General features: G+C 53.4%; 19 protein-coding genes. 4 read left to right on the forward strand and 15 right to left on the reverse strand.

What is annotated here, in order from left to right; translation table 11 throughout:
* Positions 1-195 precede the first annotated feature (195 nt).
* Positions 196-822 carry a MarR family winged helix-turn-helix transcriptional regulator gene (locus tag RAL90_RS13435; protein WP_306251476.1) on the forward strand — a complete coding sequence of 209 codons (627 nt, stop codon included), beginning with the start codon at positions 196-198 and terminating at the stop codon, positions 820-822.
* Positions 823-900: 78 nt separating this feature from the next.
* Here the strand turns inward: RAL90_RS13435 and xth are convergent, their stop codons facing one another.
* Positions 901-1,701, reverse strand: coding sequence for an exodeoxyribonuclease III (gene xth / locus RAL90_RS13440; RefSeq protein ID WP_306251478.1), 801 nt, complete (start codon positions 1,699-1,701; stop codon positions 901-903).
* Positions 1,702-1,771: 70 nt separating this feature from the next.
* Between xth and RAL90_RS13445 the strand changes: the two genes are divergently transcribed.
* On the forward strand, positions 1,772-2,536 hold the full coding sequence (locus tag RAL90_RS13445; RefSeq protein ID WP_306251480.1) for a sulfite exporter TauE/SafE family protein: 765 nt from the start codon (positions 1,772-1,774) through the stop codon (positions 2,534-2,536).
* Positions 2,537-2,564: 28 nt separating this feature from the next.
* Here the strand turns inward: RAL90_RS13445 and RAL90_RS13450 are convergent, their stop codons facing one another.
* Both RAL90_RS13450 and RAL90_RS13455 read right to left on the reverse strand, forming a co-directional pair.
* Positions 2,565-3,167, reverse strand: coding sequence for a hypothetical protein (locus RAL90_RS13450; RefSeq protein ID WP_306251482.1), 603 nt, complete (start codon positions 3,165-3,167; stop codon positions 2,565-2,567).
* Between the two features lie 267 nt (positions 3,168-3,434).
* Positions 3,435-4,250 carry an outer membrane lipoprotein carrier protein LolA gene (locus tag RAL90_RS13455; RefSeq protein WP_306251483.1) on the reverse strand — a complete coding sequence of 272 codons (816 nt, stop codon included), beginning with the start codon at positions 4,248-4,250 and terminating at the stop codon, positions 3,435-3,437.
* Between the two features lie 187 nt (positions 4,251-4,437).
* On the opposite strand from RAL90_RS13455, the gene RAL90_RS13460 reads away from it, so the two are divergent.
* Both RAL90_RS13460 and RAL90_RS13465 read left to right on the forward strand, forming a co-directional pair.
* Positions 4,438-5,802, forward strand: coding sequence for an MATE family efflux transporter (locus RAL90_RS13460; RefSeq protein WP_306251485.1), 1,365 nt, complete (start codon positions 4,438-4,440; stop codon positions 5,800-5,802).
* Positions 5,803-5,886: 84 nt separating this feature from the next.
* On the forward strand, positions 5,887-6,201 hold the full coding sequence (locus tag RAL90_RS13465) for a polyhydroxyalkanoic acid system family protein (RefSeq protein WP_306251488.1): 315 nt from the start codon (positions 5,887-5,889) through the stop codon (positions 6,199-6,201).
* 38 nt (positions 6,202-6,239) lie between these two features.
* Here RAL90_RS13465 and RAL90_RS13470 read toward each other — a convergent pair whose 3' ends face one another.
* From RAL90_RS13470 to cysG, 12 genes are all read right to left on the reverse strand, one after another.
* Entirely contained in the window at positions 6,240-6,950 is a 711-nt protein-coding gene (locus tag RAL90_RS13470; RefSeq protein ID WP_306251489.1) for a Crp/Fnr family transcriptional regulator, read from the reverse strand.
* 72 nt (positions 6,951-7,022) lie between these two features.
* Positions 7,023-8,321 (reverse strand): amidohydrolase family protein, encoded by a 1,299-nt coding sequence (locus RAL90_RS13475; protein WP_306251491.1) that lies wholly within the window; start codon positions 8,319-8,321, stop codon positions 7,023-7,025.
* Complete coding sequence (locus RAL90_RS13480) at positions 8,318-9,769, reverse strand: amidohydrolase (protein WP_306251493.1); 1,452 nt, start codon at positions 9,767-9,769, stop codon at positions 8,318-8,320. Before RAL90_RS13480 ends, RAL90_RS13475 begins: the two co-directional genes overlap by 4 nt.
* A 135-nt stretch (positions 9,770-9,904) precedes the next feature.
* On the reverse strand, positions 9,905-10,870 hold the full coding sequence (gene truB / locus RAL90_RS13485; protein ID WP_306251496.1) for a tRNA pseudouridine(55) synthase TruB: 966 nt from the start codon (positions 10,868-10,870) through the stop codon (positions 9,905-9,907).
* 114 nt (positions 10,871-10,984) lie between these two features.
* Positions 10,985-11,587 (reverse strand): hypothetical protein, encoded by a 603-nt coding sequence (locus RAL90_RS13490; RefSeq protein ID WP_306251498.1) that lies wholly within the window; start codon positions 11,585-11,587, stop codon positions 10,985-10,987.
* 167 nt (positions 11,588-11,754) lie between these two features.
* Positions 11,755-12,147: a 30S ribosome-binding factor RbfA gene (gene rbfA / locus RAL90_RS13495; protein ID WP_306251500.1), complete on the reverse strand. Its 393-nt coding sequence runs from the start codon at positions 12,145-12,147 to the stop codon at positions 11,755-11,757.
* A 48-nt stretch (positions 12,148-12,195) separates the two neighbouring features.
* Positions 12,196-12,930 (reverse strand): phosphoadenylyl-sulfate reductase, encoded by a 735-nt coding sequence (locus RAL90_RS13500; RefSeq protein WP_306251502.1) that lies wholly within the window; start codon positions 12,928-12,930, stop codon positions 12,196-12,198.
* A gap of 18 nt (positions 12,931-12,948) precedes the next feature.
* Positions 12,949-13,374 carry a DUF934 domain-containing protein gene (locus RAL90_RS13505; RefSeq protein WP_306251504.1) on the reverse strand — a complete coding sequence of 142 codons (426 nt, stop codon included), beginning with the start codon at positions 13,372-13,374 and terminating at the stop codon, positions 12,949-12,951.
* Positions 13,364-15,013, reverse strand: a complete 1,650-nt coding sequence (locus RAL90_RS13510; protein WP_306251506.1) for a nitrite/sulfite reductase — start codon at positions 15,011-15,013, stop codon at positions 13,364-13,366. Before RAL90_RS13510 ends, RAL90_RS13505 begins: the two co-directional genes overlap by 11 nt.
* On the reverse strand, positions 15,013-15,630 hold the full coding sequence (locus RAL90_RS13515) for a glutathione S-transferase family protein (protein WP_306251508.1): 618 nt from the start codon (positions 15,628-15,630) through the stop codon (positions 15,013-15,015). Before RAL90_RS13515 ends, RAL90_RS13510 begins: the two co-directional genes overlap by 1 nt.
* An 8-nt stretch (positions 15,631-15,638) precedes the next feature.
* The gene (locus RAL90_RS13520; RefSeq protein WP_306251510.1) at positions 15,639-15,980 is read right to left on the reverse strand and encodes a DUF2849 domain-containing protein; all 342 of its coding nucleotides are present in this window, start codon (positions 15,978-15,980) and stop codon (positions 15,639-15,641) included.
* A gap of 2 nt (positions 15,981-15,982) precedes the next feature.
* The gene (cysG, locus tag RAL90_RS13525) at positions 15,983-17,410 is read right to left on the reverse strand and encodes a siroheme synthase CysG (RefSeq protein ID WP_306251512.1); all 1,428 of its coding nucleotides are present in this window, start codon (positions 17,408-17,410) and stop codon (positions 15,983-15,985) included.
* Between the last annotated feature and the right edge of the window lie 103 nt (positions 17,411-17,513).

Consider the following 17,513-nt stretch of genomic DNA (forward strand, 5'->3'; position numbering starts at 1 on the left):
GTTTTACCCATTTTTTTTCAAAAATTGTGGAAAAATGTTGCAAAACCTGCCGACACTGGACAGGTTGCAAATGTTTGTTAACAGATAAAAGGCAAACAGTGCACCCAGGAGCTATTGAAGAAATCCTTCTCATCTTGCTCCGCATACACAAGCAACGTCGTAAGGCGCTGCCCTACAACAGACAAGAGGAAAACAATGGCTAAATTCTCGCTGCAAAAATCACCGGGCCACCTTATTCGCCGTGCCCAACAATATTCATACGACCTGTATGCCAAAGAAGTTGGCAAAACAGGCCCAACCCCACGTCAGTTTGCTGTTCTGCACACTGTCTCCGAAGATGAAGGCTTGAGCCAGACTGATCTCGTCCGCAAGACTGGCATTGATCGCTCTACACTCGCAGACATGATCTCTCGCCTGATCAAAAAAGGCTACCTCGCTCGCCAACGTACAAAAACAGACGCACGTGCCAATTCAGTCAAGCTGACTGCGGCCGGTAAAAAAGTGCTGACATCAGCAACAGCTAAAGTTGTGAATGCAGAAACAGCGGCGCTGAATGTACTGCCTAAAACACAGCAGGCTGCTTTCATGAAAGCACTGGCAACTTACGCAGAGGCTCTCGACAAGATCGAAGCTGAGCAAATGGCACCAAAGAAACGTGCACCACGCAAGAAAGTTGCGAAAAAAGCGCCAGCCAAAAAAGCTGCGAAAAAAGCACCAGCAAAACGCGTTGTGAAAAAGAAAGCGCCAGCCAAAAAAGCTGCCGCGAAGAAAGCACCAGCAAAACGCGCGGTGAAAAAGAAAGCGACACGCAAGAAAAGATAAGAGTTTGGCTGCTCGCAGCCTGATCTTTACGAGATAAACAATGCCGCCGGTTTTTATCGGCGGCATTTTTCATGCGTTTCAGATATCCAGTATCAGGGTAACTGGCGCATGGTCGGAGGCTTTTTCCCAACCACGCGCCTCATCGTGAATGGTATAGGCCTCGCGACCACCATCCAGTGCGGCCTTGCGAAGCGCGGGCGTGACCCAGATATGATCCAGCCGCCGCCCTTTGTTGGAGGCACGCCAGTCTTTGGCACGATAGGACCACCACGAATAAAGTTTTTCTGGCTCCGGGATCAACTCGCGGGCCACATCTATCCAGCCGACGCTATCCATTACTGCCTGCATATGTTCCACTTCAACCGGCGTATGTGAGACAACTTTGAGCAGTTGCTTGTGCGACCAGATATCATTCTCTGTCGGCGCTACATTCAGATCACCAACAAGAATAGACTTTCGGGCAATGTTCTCACTGAACCATCCTGCCATTTCCTGCATGAATGCCAGTTTGTGTGCGAATTTCTCATTCACTTCCGGGTCCGGTACATCCCCACCTGCAGGCACATAGAAATTATGTATCTCAAGACCGCCCTTCAGGCGCACACTGATATGGCGTGTATCGTCTTTCCCGCAGAACTGGTGCGCCTGCTCAGCTGTAAATGGATGCCGTGAGATTATCGCCACCCCATGGTAACCAGGCTGCCCATGAACAGCGATGTGCTCATACCCCAGTTTCCGCAGGGCTTTTGAGGGAAACTGGTCATTGACGCATTTGATTTCCTGAAGACAGAGGACATCAGGCGCGTGTTCCTTCAGAAACTTCTCAACCTGACCAATGCGCAGGCGAACAGAATTAATGTTCCATGTCGTGATTTTCATATCGGCCTTTCCTGCGCGTCTCTCTTGGCAACCATGCGTTTACACCATAGACCATGGCGCAATGGAACAGATGAGTTTTCTTCCCCCTGAGATGCCACACCTGTGGCAGGCAGCGCTTATCATCTTCACCAGTTTTTTTGGGTCCGCCCTCACAGCAGCTTTCAGTATTGGCGGCGGCCTGCTGCTGATCGCAGTTATGAGTTCTGTCATGCCTGCCATCGCTGTGGTCCCCGTGCACGGCGCTGTGATGGTCGGATCTAACGCAGGCCGTGCAAGCATTCTGTTCCGGCATATCGACTGGCCGATTCTTGGCTGGTTCGCGATTGGTGCCGTCATCGGGGCGAGCATCGGATCTCAGGTTGTGACCAACCTGCCTGCCTGGGCCTTTCGTTTCGCCATCGCGGCATTCATTATCTTCACACAATGGGGGCCGAAATTTCGCAATCTTGGATTTGGTCCCAGATCATATATTGTGGCAGGCGGCATCTCATCATTTTTGACGCTTTTTGTCGGCGCAACCGGTCCTTTTATTTCGACAATCCTGTCAAAAGTTCCCGGCATGGTACGGCAGGGCCTCATTGCCTCCTCGGGTGCCTGCATGACCCTGCAACATGGTCTGAAAGTGATCGTTTTTTTTCTGGCCGGGTTCATATACGCGCCATGGATACCCCTGATCGCGGCGGCGCTGGTAAGCGGTTTTTGCGGGACTTTGCTGGGCACGAAACTTCTGGGCAATCTTTCCGAAGCAGTATTCCGTAAACTGTTGAAATGGTTGCTGACGGCCATGGCTGTCTATCTACTGACACTTGCCGCAATAGAGGTCCTCTCACTCTGACAGTGCCTGAGCGACGGGCAGTCTTTTTTCAAAACAGATTGAAGCTGCTGCCCACGACCCCAACCGGCCAGCGTCCTTGTTCGAACAACTGAAACTTCAACGCAAAGACATGACCGCCTGCATCAAAATCAGGATCATTTGCTGCTGCCAACAGCAACAGGCCCGCGCCATAAGCGGCCTGTACTGCTCCCCCCACAGAAAGATTGTGTACGTTCTCGTCAACCATATCCCAGAGTGCGGCTGTATCCAGCAACGCGCTCTTGGACGCATGACCCGCACGGTCTGCCACAACAGAAAGCCCAAGTTGAAGCGCTTCTTCCGAGAGGAATTCCAACGCCCGGCCCGTCAGGTCTGACCGCACAAGCTCCTCTGCCTCCCAGGCAGGGTTTGACCAATCGAACGTCTCTGCAGAAGCTGCTGCGTCATCCCAGTCAGCCAGGATCGCGATATCCGTATCCGGAAATCCCAGTTGATCGAGATAGTGATCAGCCACCAGACGTGTTTTCGGGTGCAACGCTTCACCCAGATGCGAAAACCAGGGCACTTCTTCCAACCCGTCAGCAAAACGTCTCAAGCAGGATAATACGGGCAACTCTCGCTCGAGTTGCTCCAGTTCTTCATCATTGTTCATGGGTCAACAGGTCATGCCTGTGGGGCAGATAGTCAAGCACGCATACAAAAAAAAGCGCCCGGCTGAGCCGGGCGCAATCTTGCGCTGTAGCGCCTGCGCCGGGAGGGGAAGTCCGGCGACGCGAGATGCGGATCTGCAAGCGGGGGGCGACGCTGATCGCTGCATCAATTATCGCGTAATGTGACAATAACGCATCACACCCCATCTTTTCAAGTTACATTTGCGAAAAAATCTTGCGTGTTGCAAATTCCTCGACTTGATCGGCCCCTAGCGGTCGCGGACAAAGCTTCCACCCGCCTCGGGGATCCGAAAGGCGTTGTTGGGTATGCGAACGCCATTGCGCACATTATCGAGATCAACAACTGTGTAATTGCCTGCCTCATCGACGACGGCCCATCGCCGTAACTGCATGTCAGGGGCGTCAAAGGTCAGGACCATTTCGCCCTGCGTTTCCACATCTGTTGATTCAAGGATCAGATTGACAGCCGCCTCAGAGCGCAGAACCTCTTTCAGGCGCGCATCTTCGGTCTGCACATTACGGTTAAGCAGGAATTTCAGAGGGGTGCGATTTACCGGATAGCTGTCAGTTGTCTCAAGGTCAGCGTCATGAACATAGACAAGACCCTGGGTTGCAACAATCAATGTCGGGTTGGGGTCATCATACTCGAAACGCAAACGACCCGGACGCGACAGTTGCAACTGACCAGTAGTGATATTGCCACTGGGAGCCGTCTGGATAAAGTCTGCCGACATTGTTTCGATGCCGCGCAGAGACGTTACTGCCATGGCAAAGACTTCTTCATCCGTGCGATCTTCATAAGCAAGTGGCCCAGTCTGATAGCTGAAATCACTTTCGACAGTAGGTACAGTCAGAGGCTGAACTTCCGCTGAATAAGGTGCTTGCATACCCTGCGGCTGAGGCTCTGGCTCGCTGATCTGAGCAGCATTGAGATCATCTGCGGTAACCTGAGCCACAATGACGGGCGCGGCAACAGCCGCCGGCTCCAGCGATACGGGTGCCGCTTCAACTGCAGCGACAGCAAACACGCTCATGCAAGGGGCGAAAATGTCTGAGATAATCATGTTCCATTCCATTCATAAAACTGATGCTGCTGTACTTAAGACGGCTACGCAGCAAAAGGAAGGTTACCTTTTGGCAGGAATAAGGCCGCACTTCACGTTACTGTCAGCGGCACACCAGCCAAAATAAACATGGCTCACCGGCATGAGATCAGGCACTAAGAAAGCCCATTCTTTTTGAGACTTGTTCGTGAAAACCTCTGTCCCCATCAAACGCCCGGCGAAATTCCTCGAGGGAAATCTGATGCGCCATGTGGCCATCATGGCCTTCAGCGCGAGTGCGGGGCTTTTGTCCATGTTCGCAGTGGATTTCATAGATTTATACTTCATCTCCCTTTTGGGGGATGTGGCGATTACCGCCGGTGTGGGATTCGCGGGCACGCTCATCTTTTTTAATATGAGCGTCTCAATCGGCCTGATGATTGCCGTGAGTGCCCTGACGGCCAGACGGCTGGGCCGGGATGATGAGGAAGGGGCGCGGCGTATCGCCACCAGTGCTGTTGCGCTGGGTCTTATGGTCAGCATTGTTATCGCTGTCCTGTTCTGGATATTTGCACCACAACTGCTGGACATGATCGGGGCGACTGGCGATGCCAAAGCCCACGCAACCCGATATCTGAGAATTGTCGTGCCGTCCTTGCCGGTGGCTGTCTTTGCCATGTCCAGCTCTGGCATCCTGCGTGCGCACGGCGATGCGCGTCGCGCCATGAACGCAACGCTTGCTGGCGGCATCGTCAATGCCATCCTCGACCCAATCCTGATTTTCGGCCTGTCTTTCGGTCTTGAAGGGGCCGCCATGGCATCGGTTGCAGCGCGGTTCGCGATGGCATGGTTTGCCATCGCGCCAATCCTCAAACATTATGGCGGCTTCGCCCCATTTGAGCGAGACAAATTCCGGGAACACTTACAGCCGATCCTCAAGATTGCGGTACCGGCTGTGTTGACCAACATTGCAACACCGATCGGCAATCTCATCGTCACACGCTTCATTGCCCCTTATGGGGACTCGGCTATCGCTGCCTATGCTGTGATCGGCCGTCTGACACCGCTGGCATTTTGCGTCGTTTACGCACTCTCTGGTGCTGTTGGGCCAATCATTGGGCAGAATTTCGGCGCCGAAAACTATGCCCGTGTGCGCGAAACGGTCATCAAGGCCCTGATTTTTACAGCAGCATACAGCCTGTTTATCTGGGGCGTTTTGCTTGTTTCCGCTGGCTTCATTGGCGAACAGTTCGGCCTCGACCAGACCGGACAGAACCTGGTCTCGGTTTTTGCCATTGTCATAACACCGTTGTTTTTTTTCAACGGGGTTCTGTTCATTGGCAATGCCAGCTTCAACAACCTGGGCCGACCGACCTGGTCCACATGGTTGAACTGGGGGAAAAACACCATTGGGGTAGCGCCATTTGTGATGATCGGTTCTGCGGTCGGCGATGCATCAGGTGTTCTGGTGGGGCAGGCGATTGGCGGCATTATTTTTGCCGGGATCGGTATCCTGCTCGTTTTTCGCCTGATCGAGCGCTATCGCACAGGCAAGATTGTCCATGCTGACTAGGAGGCATGTCCACGGCATGAGCCGGTCCGTTTGTAACATTGGGCCGCCCTTCCTATATGAGATCTGAACAAGGAGACTATTTCCATGGCGCGTCCAGTCACGATCACCCTGTCCCACGACCTCGGCAAAGAAGAAGCTCGTCGCCGGGTTGAGGAAAATTTCGACAAGATCAAATCTGCCATGTCAGGCGGCATAAAGTTTCGTTTTACCGAGGAATGGTCGGGTGACAGACTGTCATTCACGGCGAAGGGCCTTGGGCAGAATATCAAGGGTGATATTGACATATTCGAAGCGCATGTGCGGATCGTGGCTGTGCTGCCGTCGCTCCTTGCAGGCATTGCTGAATCCATCTCCGGCAGTGTTGAGAAACAGGGCCAGATATTACTGGAAAAGAAGTAAGCTGAGCATCCCGGCAAAGCGAGAGCCCGGTGACAAGTTCAGCTTGTGGCCTCGGCGATGACTTCTTCCAGCATTGATATTTTATGCAGAACGATGATGCCGTTATCGTTTGAGAGGATCCCGCCTTCTTCCCAGATCTTGAGCTGCCGGTTGACGTTTTCACGCATCAGTCCTGCATGTGCACCCAGATTGCCCTGGGACAGTTTCAAATGAATACGCGTACTGCCATCAGGGTCTTCCTTGCCATGAACATCTGCCAGGCGCAACAGCGCCCGCGCCAGTCGCGGGGCCGCCTGCATGGTCACAACCTCTTCAATAAACATGTCTGTACGACGCAGGCGCTGACACAATACACTGATTATCTGCAAGGCGATGCGCGGATGCTTCTCAATAAATGGCAGGAAGTCCTTGCGATAGAGCTGTAACGCACGTGTTTCTTCCAACACATGGGCTGCGGCCGTGCGCGGCCCTTCGTCCAGCAAGGCGATCTCACCAAGGATATCTCCCGGCCCGAAAAAGCTGAGCACCGTTTCTTTGCCCGCCGAAGAATATGTACTGATCTTTACACGGCCAGACAGCAATATATACATGCTGTCTCCCTGATCGCCTTGGCCAAAAATTTCTTTCCGGCTTTTGAACGTGACAGTCTTGGCCAACGAAAACAGGTCTTCGAGTTCCTGCTCGCTATACGCGCTGAAAAAAACATTTTTTTTCAGCTCATATTTCAGGCTGTCATTTAACTCACTCATGCAGCCGCCCTGTGTTCCCAAGCTGTCTTGCGAGGCATTGTCAGTGCCATGGCAACTGCAAGAGCCCGGTTTTTATTCACCACGATAGGCATGTGGTTTGTCACCTCTGGAAAGGTCCATATAGCGTTTTGCCAGAATGGACTGACGATTTTCCAGCGACGTCTCTTTGCCATTGATAATGACAGCGACAGGTCGGGACGTCACCTCAAGGGGGTCACCATCCCAGACAACAACATCGGCAATCTTGCCTGCCTGCAACGTACCAAGCTGATCTTCAAGGCCCATCATCTTTGCACTGTTGAGTGTGATCGCGGCAAGGGCACCAGAATGAGACATGCCATTTGCAACGGCATTTCCTGCAAGCTGTGGCAGCAACCGGACATTGTGCACATCGTCATCATAGAAACTGACGGTCACGCCAGCGGCTTCAAGACGGGCAGCATTTTCCAGCGTTGACGCCATGGACTCGAACTGACGTGGCAGGTTGGCCATTGGATTGAGAATGACAGGAATATCTGCATCAGCCAGTTCAGGCCCGACACGCCAGGCCTCTGCTGCTCCGAGCAGAATGATGTCGAGATCATAATCTTCCTTCACCTGAATCAGTCGGCGAATATCAGGCGCGCTATGCACCTGAACCAGAAATGGCTTCTGACCACGCACATACGGGATCAGCGCTTTCAGGTCCGCGTGGGTGAGGTCACTTGCCGCAGCCATATATCGGTATTCAGACGGATCATCTGCATAAAGAAGCACTTCATCCAGATAGACTTTCAACAGGGACATCAGTCCCGTTTTTGTGCCACCGGCACGATTGGTGCCTGAGAACCCGAGTGTCAGACTCTGGGCATAACAGCTTTTTGTTACCGGATCCGGGCTGCCGGTGAAATCAATCACTGCCCCGCAGCCACCAAAGAGCTTTCCGCCTGGCAAAGGCGACACATAGGCTCTTGTGATGCCTGCCGCACGACTGATGGCTATAATGCTGCTGTCTGTATTGAGCGCATCTTCAGCGTCAAGGGCGGCAGAGATGGGAAAGTCTCCGCTCGCAGATCTTTCTGTGCCCTCACTGTTGAGGGAAATTTCTTCCAGACCAATACCTGAAATTGCCGCAAAGATTCCGGGTGTAACCGGCTGGCCTTTGGCATCGATCACGGTTGCATTGGCTGGCGTCCCGACATTGGTCCCCACAGAGACAATACGGCCATTGTCGATAACAATGCTACCATTCTCAATAGTGCGCGGATTATCGGCTGAACCAGCCACATGCAGCTCTGCATTGATGATCGCAATCGGCTCTGCAACAGCAGAGGCAAGCACACTGGCAGCACACACAGCCATCGCGGCGGAGAGTTTCAGAAAATTTTTCATTGGCCTGCTCCTCCAGTTGTACCGTTGGCCTGTTGCCCGATTTCAAAGTCCATGCGAGGGCTCAGGGCCGGATCGTTTGCATCAAACATCAAGGCACCATCAATGAAGACTTTCTCGGCCTTGGTATAGACAGAGAACGGATCACCATCCCAAAGGACGAGGTCCGCCATTTTGCCCGTTTCGATTGTGCCGGTCTGGTCGAGTACACCAATGGCTTTTGCCGGATTGGCGGTGATCCATTTGATCGCCTCTTCCGGTGGAATGTCGATGCCAATACGTGCGCCATCTGCGACCGCTTTGGCGACCTCCTGATTGAGACGCTGAATACCGATCCCTGAATCCGAGTGCATGATGACACATGAATCGGGCTGGTTATGGATCAGTGCTGCATTTTCGCGCACACCATCATAGGCTTCGAGCTTGAACCCCCACCAATCCGCCCAGACAGACGCACAGATGCCATTTTCAGCCAGATAATCAGCGGCTTTATAGCCCTCGACCACATGATGGAAGGCGGTAACCTTGTAGCCAAATTCTTCGGCCATATCGATCACCTGTACCATTTCATCAACGCGGTAGCAGTGCATATTGACGAGAATGTCGCCATTGAGGGCGGCTGCAAGGGTCTCGTTTTTCAGATCGCGACCGGGTGCTTCGGCTTCTTCACCGTTTTCCGCCTTCTCGAGGTAATCATCCCATTTCTTCTTGTACTCGGCCGCGTCAATCCAGGCAGAACGATAGCCGGCAAAATTTGCCATCCGTGTTGCCGGGCCGCCCCGGTCTCCGTAGACCCGCTTCGGATTTTCACCACAGGCCATTTTCAACCCGTGCGGCGCATCAGGAAATTTCATCCCCTGAACAGTGCGTGACGGCACGTTTTTCAGCACTACAGTGCGACCGCCAAATAGATTTGCCGAGCCCGGCAAAACCATGAGTGAGGTAACGCCGCCGGCAAGTGCGCGCGTAAATCCGGGATCCTGTGGCCAGACCGAATGTTCCGCCCAGACATTGGCCGTGTTTGGCGAAACCGCTTCATTACCATCAGATGTCGAGGAAAAACCGGGCGATGGATAAACACCCAGATGGGAGTGATTATCAATGATGCCAGGTGTCAGGAATTTGCCTGTCCCGTCAATTCTGAGGATGTCGCCGCGCGGTGCTTCTATGTCGCCGGCAGCGCCAAAGGATTCGATCTTGCCGTCACGGAAGAAGATATCACCATCTTCGATTTTATCTCCAGTGCCAGTGAGGATTGTCACACCCGTGATAAGCGTAGGTGCCGAGAGGTATGGCTCATAGGTTGACGGGAAAGGGTTCGTCAGCATGGACTGAACTTCAGCGGCCTCTCCGTCAGGTTTTTTTTCACCACCACCACCGCACGCGGTCAGAGCAAGTGCAGCACCTGCACAAAGCAGGTATTTTGCCAGAGAGTATCTTGTCGCAGCCATAAATCTTCCTGTCCGAGTATCAATTCTTCGTGCCGACCATAACGCCGACGAGAAGACTTGCAACATATCACAACCACAAGGGGAGGCACGCAAGTTTTTCAGCTGGCCGGATTTCGCGGTTTTTTGGGTCCAGCTTCAGGCAAAATTGAAGACTTTTGTCGGCTTCAACTTCAGGCCATCAAGTGCACAGATCGCAACCGGATCATCATGGCAACTGGCAAAGACAACCGGGATGAAGCCTGACTGCTCGCCTCTGATGCCTTTGGCAACAGGCGGGGCGACGACAACGGCCTGTCCTCGTCGCAAGCGATCTGCATCACCGCCGCTGACAGCTGTTGCGGGTAACGCCGTCATGGCAGAACCGAGACCAACCAGCTCGGCATCAAGGCTGTCACGGTCCAGGGTTTCCCGATCAAGCTCGCGCGATACGGGCTGCCCGAGCAATTCCTCGAAGGTAATACTCATATCCTCGGTAAACGGGCCGACAGCCGTGCGCCGCAACGTGGCAACATGCCCCTGCGTACCGAGGGCATGGGCAATATCCCGCACCAGCGCCCGAATATAGGCGCCTTTGCCGGTTATTGCCTCAAGCACGGTGTGATCCTGGTCCGGACACTCGACCAGTCGCAGCGAATTGATCGTGATGGTGCGCGCCTGCAACTCCGGCATCTCCCCATCTCTGGCAAGGTCGTAGGCACGCTCGCCGTCTACCTTGATGGCCGAAAAAACGGGCGGCACCTGCTCGATGTCACCGGTAAAATCCGGCAGGATGTGTTCTATTTCTGCGGCACGCGGACGCTTGGGGCTGGTCGCGATTACTTCGCCTTCCCGGTCATCTGTTGACGTTGATTCGCCCCATCGCGCTGTAAAACGATAGGTTTTCAATCCATCTTGCACAAAAGGCACTGTCTTTGTCGCCTCCCCAAAGGCGATGGGCAGGATACCCGTCGCCAGCGGGTCCAGCGTGCCCGCATGTCCGGCTTTTCTGGCATTATAGAGCCAGCGGAGCTTGGAAACGGCTTCCGTTGAGCCAAAATCGTATGGTTTATCAAGAATGAGCCAGCCGTGTACATCACGGCCGGACTTGCGGCGTCTGCCCATATATCACCTCAGAACGTAAAAGGGCACCACCGGTTCGGACGATGGTGCCCATTTGAATTTCGAGGTTCAACCATCACAGAGCGTGATGGTCAAGAGTCGCCTTAAAGCCGGTGTTCAGCTTTGTGATTTGCGTGCAGACGCCAGCTGGTCGGCGTCGTAGCCGTAATCAAGCAGCAGGCGATCAAGATCATGGTCACGCTCGTGAATACGGGCCAGCAAAACCTTGTTGAACATTGGCGGGATCGGGAACCAGTCGCTTTCAGCGTTTTCTGACTTCCAGCGCATCAGAAGCATGGGGGCTTTTTCGCTCAGGCCATAGGACTGTGAATTATAGACTGCGTAGCCAACCTCAAAACCCTGGTCTTCAAAGCCAGGGAACAGGCGCATATTGTCGATCTGTGCAGCTGAAGCTGTGGTTGTGGCGGCAGAAGGCCGCTCGGCCTCGTCACCTTTGGCCTCAGTCTTCACATCAGCCGCTGGTGCTTTCTCAACAGCCGCAGACGCTTCTGCCGGTGCTTCCGCAGCAGCTTTTTTTACTGGCTCAGCTTTTTTGATCACTTTCGTGGTCTCGGAAATTTCGTCAGACGTTTTCGCCCGTGACCGCAATGTCGGCACGATTGCCGCATCCAGTTCCTGTTTCAAGGCTGACGTCGGATCCGCCGGTGTTGCCCGGAAATCGCGAGTCGTGATTTTTTTCTTTGACTGAAAGAACTTCATAGCACCCCATCCACTCTATAAATTCTGAATTTCTCCAAGGAATCCAATTACGGAATCAAGACTAGCACAGGCGAATGAAATTTCCAGCCCATTTGTGCGACAAGGCTGTAATGTCTGGCTGTGGTTACCCAGTGGCAACAGACGCCTTTCAGGTCACATGCCTGGCCCTAATTATCCAGATCCCGGCGCACATCATCTCTGGACAACAAAGCGTCAATTTTCTCTGCAGTTTCAAAGCTGTTATCGACTTTGAAGATGAGTTCAGGGGTGAATTTCATTTCGATCTGGCGCCCCAGAATGCCGCGAAACTTCGGCGCAAGCCGGTTCAATGCGGCAACGCCCGGGGAGATATTGCCGCCACCGAGCAACGTGCAAAATACGGTGGCCTGCCGCAAATCCGGAGAGCAGCGCACTTCCGTGATCGTTACCGATTCGCCCTTTAACTCGGGCGCTTCCAGCTCTTCGCGCTGAAGAATGTCGACCAGTGTATGACGCACCAGTTCACCAGCGCGCAACTGGCGCTGTGACGGACCTTTTGAAGATGAAAATCTTTTTGCCATGTCGCTCACTTAAGACCGCACTGAACAGAGTGCAACTCACGCGCCGCCTTATAGATGAATGCCACATTCTGTTTTGGCCTGCCCGCGCCAGCGTCCGGCCCGGGCGTCCTCATCATCCGCCACGGGATACGTGCACGGCCAGCAGCCAATGGAGGGAAAGCCATGCGCGACCAGCGGATGCTGCGGCAGATCATGCTCAGTCATATAAGCCGCAACATCTTCCGGCGACCAGCGCGCCAGCGGATTGACCTTGATATGGGTGGCCGCCTCTTCAAAAAACGGCAGGCGCAGTCTCGCGCCGCCCTGAAACTGCTTTCGCCCGGTTATCCAGGCGTCGTACCCTGCGAGCTCGTGTCGCAGGGGGTGCACCTTGCGCATGTTACAACAGGCATTTGTATCACGCCGCCAGAGGCCGCCGTCAGGGTCAGCCTGTTCGAGGGCAGATTGTGTCGGCTTGACCTCTATATTGTTTGTGAGGCCAAGTCGATTTATCAGCTTCCTCCGATAACTGATTGTCTGGGCAAAATGCTTTCCTGTTTCCAGAAAGATCACCGGCACATCATCTCTGATTTGCGCTGCCAGATGTAACAATACGACAGACTCTGCACCAAAAGAGGAGACAAGCGCAATGTCACCGACAACATTGTCAATCAGAACTGCCCGCAGAACATCTTCGGCCGATGCATCACGGTACGCAGCCGTAAGTTCAGGCACAGAAGATGCAAGACCATCATGCCGGTCAAGATTGTCATATGGTTTCAACTGAAGGACAGTCGCTGACATGGTCCGTCTCCGTGGTTATCAGGCAAAACGGCGCACAGGTTCAACTTGCACAGCATGACGACGCATCCAGATTGGTTGGGCGGCATCCGCTGCCGACTGATAAAAGTCAGAAAACTCAGACAGCGCCGCATTCAGGCCATCCACATCAGTTTCTGTTGGTACGTCGAAAGACGTGAAACCACAGCGCAGCATATAAAGTATCTGATCACGGACAATATCGCCTGTCGCGCGCAAGTCGCCCGTAAAACCGATTTGTTCCCGCAACTGGCGTCCTTGCGTATAGGCGCGGCCATCCTTGAAGGTTGGAAACCTGAGCTCAATAATATCGGCCATCAAGAGCGTTTCAGCATCCAGAAGCTGATCATTCGGCACCGCCATCGTCACCAGACTGGCATCATCACCAGCAACAATCTCAAGCCTGTTATCTTTCAGTTTAAGCAACATAAAGTGCCTCCTTGAACGGCTCACTGCCGAGCCGTTTATATGTATCCACAAATCTTTCTTCTGACTGTCTGGCTTTGAGGTAATAACCGACCAGTCGATCGATAGAATCGACGACTTCATCAGTAGACAGCCCACGACCCACAATCTCACCTATAGATGCATCCTCAGCAGCAGAACCGCCGAGCGTAATCTGGTAGAATTCTTCACCTTTTTTATCGACACCCAGAATACCGATATGCCCCACATGGTGATGACCGCAGGCATTGATGCAGCCTGAAATCTTTATCTTCAGCTCACCAATTTCTTCTTGCTTTTCAGGTGCAAAAAACCTTTCCTGAATGCGCTTCGCAATGGGAATGGAGCGCGTGTTGGCCAGGTTACAGTAGTCAAGCCCCGGGCAGGCAATAATGTCGGACACGAGCCCTGCATTTGCCGTCCCGAGCCCTTTCTTTGCAAGTTGTTGCCAGACCGTGTAGAGATCTTTCTGACGGACATGTGGCAAAACAAGATTCTGTTCATGCGTGGTGCGTATCTCGTCAAAGGCATAGGCCTTTGCCAGATCTGCCACGAGAAGCATCTGCCCGGAGGTGATATCACCAGGCGCCATTTCCGGTGCTTTTAGAGATATTGTAGCAATGGCATAACCAGGCTGTTTGTGTGCTGAGACATTCTGCCTGACCCAGCGTGCAAAATCAGGATCATCTTGCTGCGCTTTTGCGAAAGACATATCATCTGCCAGTTGCTCGAATGGCGGCGCCGCAAAATATGAATTGATGCGATCAACTTCTTCCTGCGGCACATCTACGCTTGTCTTGCGTGTATTCTGCCATTCCGCTTCAACAAGATCGCGAAACTGCTCAATACCCAAAGCGTTGACCAGAATCTTGATACGCGCCTTGTACATATTATCGCGCCGCCCTTGCAGATTATAGACGCGCAATATCGCCTCAAGATAAGAGAGCAGATGATCTTTTGGCAGAAAGGGGCGAATGACATCACCAACATAGGGCGTACGTCCGAGGCCACCGCCAACAAAAACCTCAAAGCCTGTCTCACCTGCGAGGTTTTTGACCAGATGCAAGCCAATGTCATGCACGCGAATTGCTGCGCGATCCTGCGCTGAGGCCGTGACGGCTATCTTGAACTTGCGCGGCAGGAAAGTGAACTCCGGATGCAGTGTTGACCACTGGCGGATAACTTCACACCAGACACGCGGGTCTTCAACTTCTTCCGCCGTCGCGCCCGCAAAATGATCCGTAGTAACATTACGGATACAATTACCTGATGTTTGGATCGCATGCATTTCGACATCTGCGAGGTGGTCGAGAATTTCAGGAATATCTACCAGCGCCGGCCAGTTAAACTGAATGTTCTGGCGTGTGGTAATATGGCCGAAGCCCTTGTCATATTTGTCCGCAATAAAAGCGAGTTTGCGTAACTGGTCTGAGGACAGTGTTCCATAGGGAATAGCGACACGGAGCATATACGCATGCAACTGAAGATATACACCGTTCATCAGACGCAGGGGTTTGAACTGATCTTCCGTCAGGTCACCTGACAGGCGCCGTTGCACCTGTCCGCGAAACTGACTGACGCGATCATGCACAATGCGTGTATCAAATTCATCATAGCGATACATCAGGCCTGCTCCTCGGTATAGGAAGGGATACCAAGGGCTGCCTCAACACGCGCAATCCAGGCCTGCACAGCTGGATAATCTGCAAGGGCATAGCCCCCTTCACCCGCCATACGCGTGTAGGCGACAAGGGCTATATCCGGCAGGCCGAGCCTCGTGCCACCGAAATAATCCTGCGCCGCCAGATGATTTTCCATCAGGGAAAGGCTGGCATTGCCGCGAGTCAGCAAAGTCGGGTCGATATCGTCATCACTCAATCGCGCAAAACGCTTGCGAAAACGCCGTACCGCAATGCTGGATTCATGAAAATTCTGTTCCCAGAACAACCAGCTTATCATGGTCGCTTTTTCAAACGGGTCAGAAGGGACCAAATTGCTGCCTGACTGCTCTGCAAGATAGAGCATAATGGCACAGGACTGCTCAAGAACACGCCCGTCTTCCAGCACAACAATCGGGATTTGTCCGGCAGGGCTGAGCGCCAGAAAAGTTTCCGTTCTAGTTTCGCCCTTCAGGATGTCTGTCTCGATCCAGTCATAGGTAATGCCCAGCAGGTCAGCGGTCCACTTGACCTTCAGGCAGTTGCCACTAATAGCTGAGCCATATATCTTTATACGTTCCATCAGTTTTATTACTCCACTGGTACTGAGTAATCAGAAGGAACGGTTGGCCCCGCATTACGGATCGCTTCGCGCAAGATCGTGCGTCCGGCAGGCTGGACACTGCCTGCCGCCCGGTCAATTTCCATCAGATACGGACCAACAACCATTGCCTCCTGCGCGGCAGCATATTCCAGCGCGGAAAGAGCGCGCGCACCTTCATATATTGCGGCATCCGCGAGGCTTTCTGCCCATCGGCCATCAGCAGCCAACCAGACGGGCACGCCATCTGTGATGCGATTTGCAGTGATGGCTTTCAGCCCTTCATTGCGGCCCTTCTTGACGCCGCCAATACTTATTTTTGCATCTGTCATTTTCAGGCGCTCATCCTTTCCGGCATTTCATGTGTTCGCGTGAGGTCAATCAGCCCACGCCCTGTTGCCTTAGCAGCGACCTCACCAATAACGAGAATTGCAGGCCCTTTTATAACTGCCTGCCTGATATCACGTGGCAGATGTGTAATATCTGTGCGGACGATCTTTTGTTCCGGCGTTGTGCCTTTTTCGATGATGGCCACCGGCATGGTCACTTTCATGCCCGCCCGTAACAGCTGCGCCGATGTGCGAGCAGCTGTGCCAACCCCCATATAGATGACGAGTGTGTGGCCGAGTCTGGTCAACGCCGCCCAGTCCAGATCAGGCGCAGCCTCACCCTTTGCGTGACCAGTCACAAAAGTGACCGCCTGCGCATGATCCCTGTGCGTCAGGGACACGCCGGCAACAGCCCCGCAACCGGTTGCAGCAGTTATACCCGGCACGACTTCCGCCGCCACGCCAGCTGCATTCAGCGCATCCAGTTCCTCGCCACCACGCCCGAAGATAAACGGATCACCGCCTTTAAGGCGTACAACTCTTTTTCCTTCATGAGCGAACCGGATCATAAGATCGGCAATTTCTGTCTGGGGCAGAGCATGGTCAGATTTTTTCTTGCCCACATAGATGCGCTCAGCATCACGGCGCACCAGTTCCATGATTCCGTCTGTGACAAGATTATCATGCAGGACAATGTCCGCTTCCTGCAAAACGCGGAGGGCTTTCAGGGTCAATAATTCAGGATCGCCCGGACCGGCACCAACAATATGAACAAAGCCCTGACGAGTTGCATCAGGCTGATTGAGCAGCCGCAGCGCTTGCTCACGCGCCTGCGTTTCATGGCCCGCCAGAACCATATCAGCGACAGGTCCGGAGAAAATGCTCTCCCAGAAACTGCGCCGTTTCTCCTTTGGCAATGCATCCGTTACCGCTTGACGGAAATCACTGGCGAAGGCGGTCAGGGCTGACAAGCGCTGTGGCAGCAATGCCTCAATCTTCGCCCGCAACGAGCGACCGAGCACCGGTGCCTGTCCGCCCGTGGAAATGCCGATAACAAGATCTCCGCGCTCCACCAGGGAGGGCACGACAAAATCGCATAACTCAGGGCGATCAACCACGTTAACGGGAATGCCCCTGGCACGCGCCTTAAGTGCGATGCGTTCGTCTTCTGCCGCATCGCCTGTTGCAACAATGACAACCGCAGGCCTGCTGGCTGCATCACCCTTGAGATCACTTGCCTTGAAGTGCCGTTGTGTCAGGTGTGCAGTCGAAGCGAACTCATCAATGATGGCTGGCGCAATATCTGGCGCAACAAAAGTGATAGATGGATTAGCTTTGCTAATCAATCTGGCCTTGCGCAAAGCCTCCTCGCCACCCCCGGCAATCAGAACAGGCCTGTTCTTCACATCGAAAAAGGCCGGAAAGTATCGCATGTCGCGTTATCCTTTAGATATTCTGCGCAGTTTTGTGCGCTTAAAGCAGTCAAATTGATCGCCTGACCTACTTATGCAGCCAAAGATCAGGCTGCAATCGAAT

This window comes from Parvularcula sp. IMCC14364, assembly GCF_030758415.1.
GTDB lineage: Bacteria > Pseudomonadota > Alphaproteobacteria > Caulobacterales > Parvularculaceae > Aquisalinus.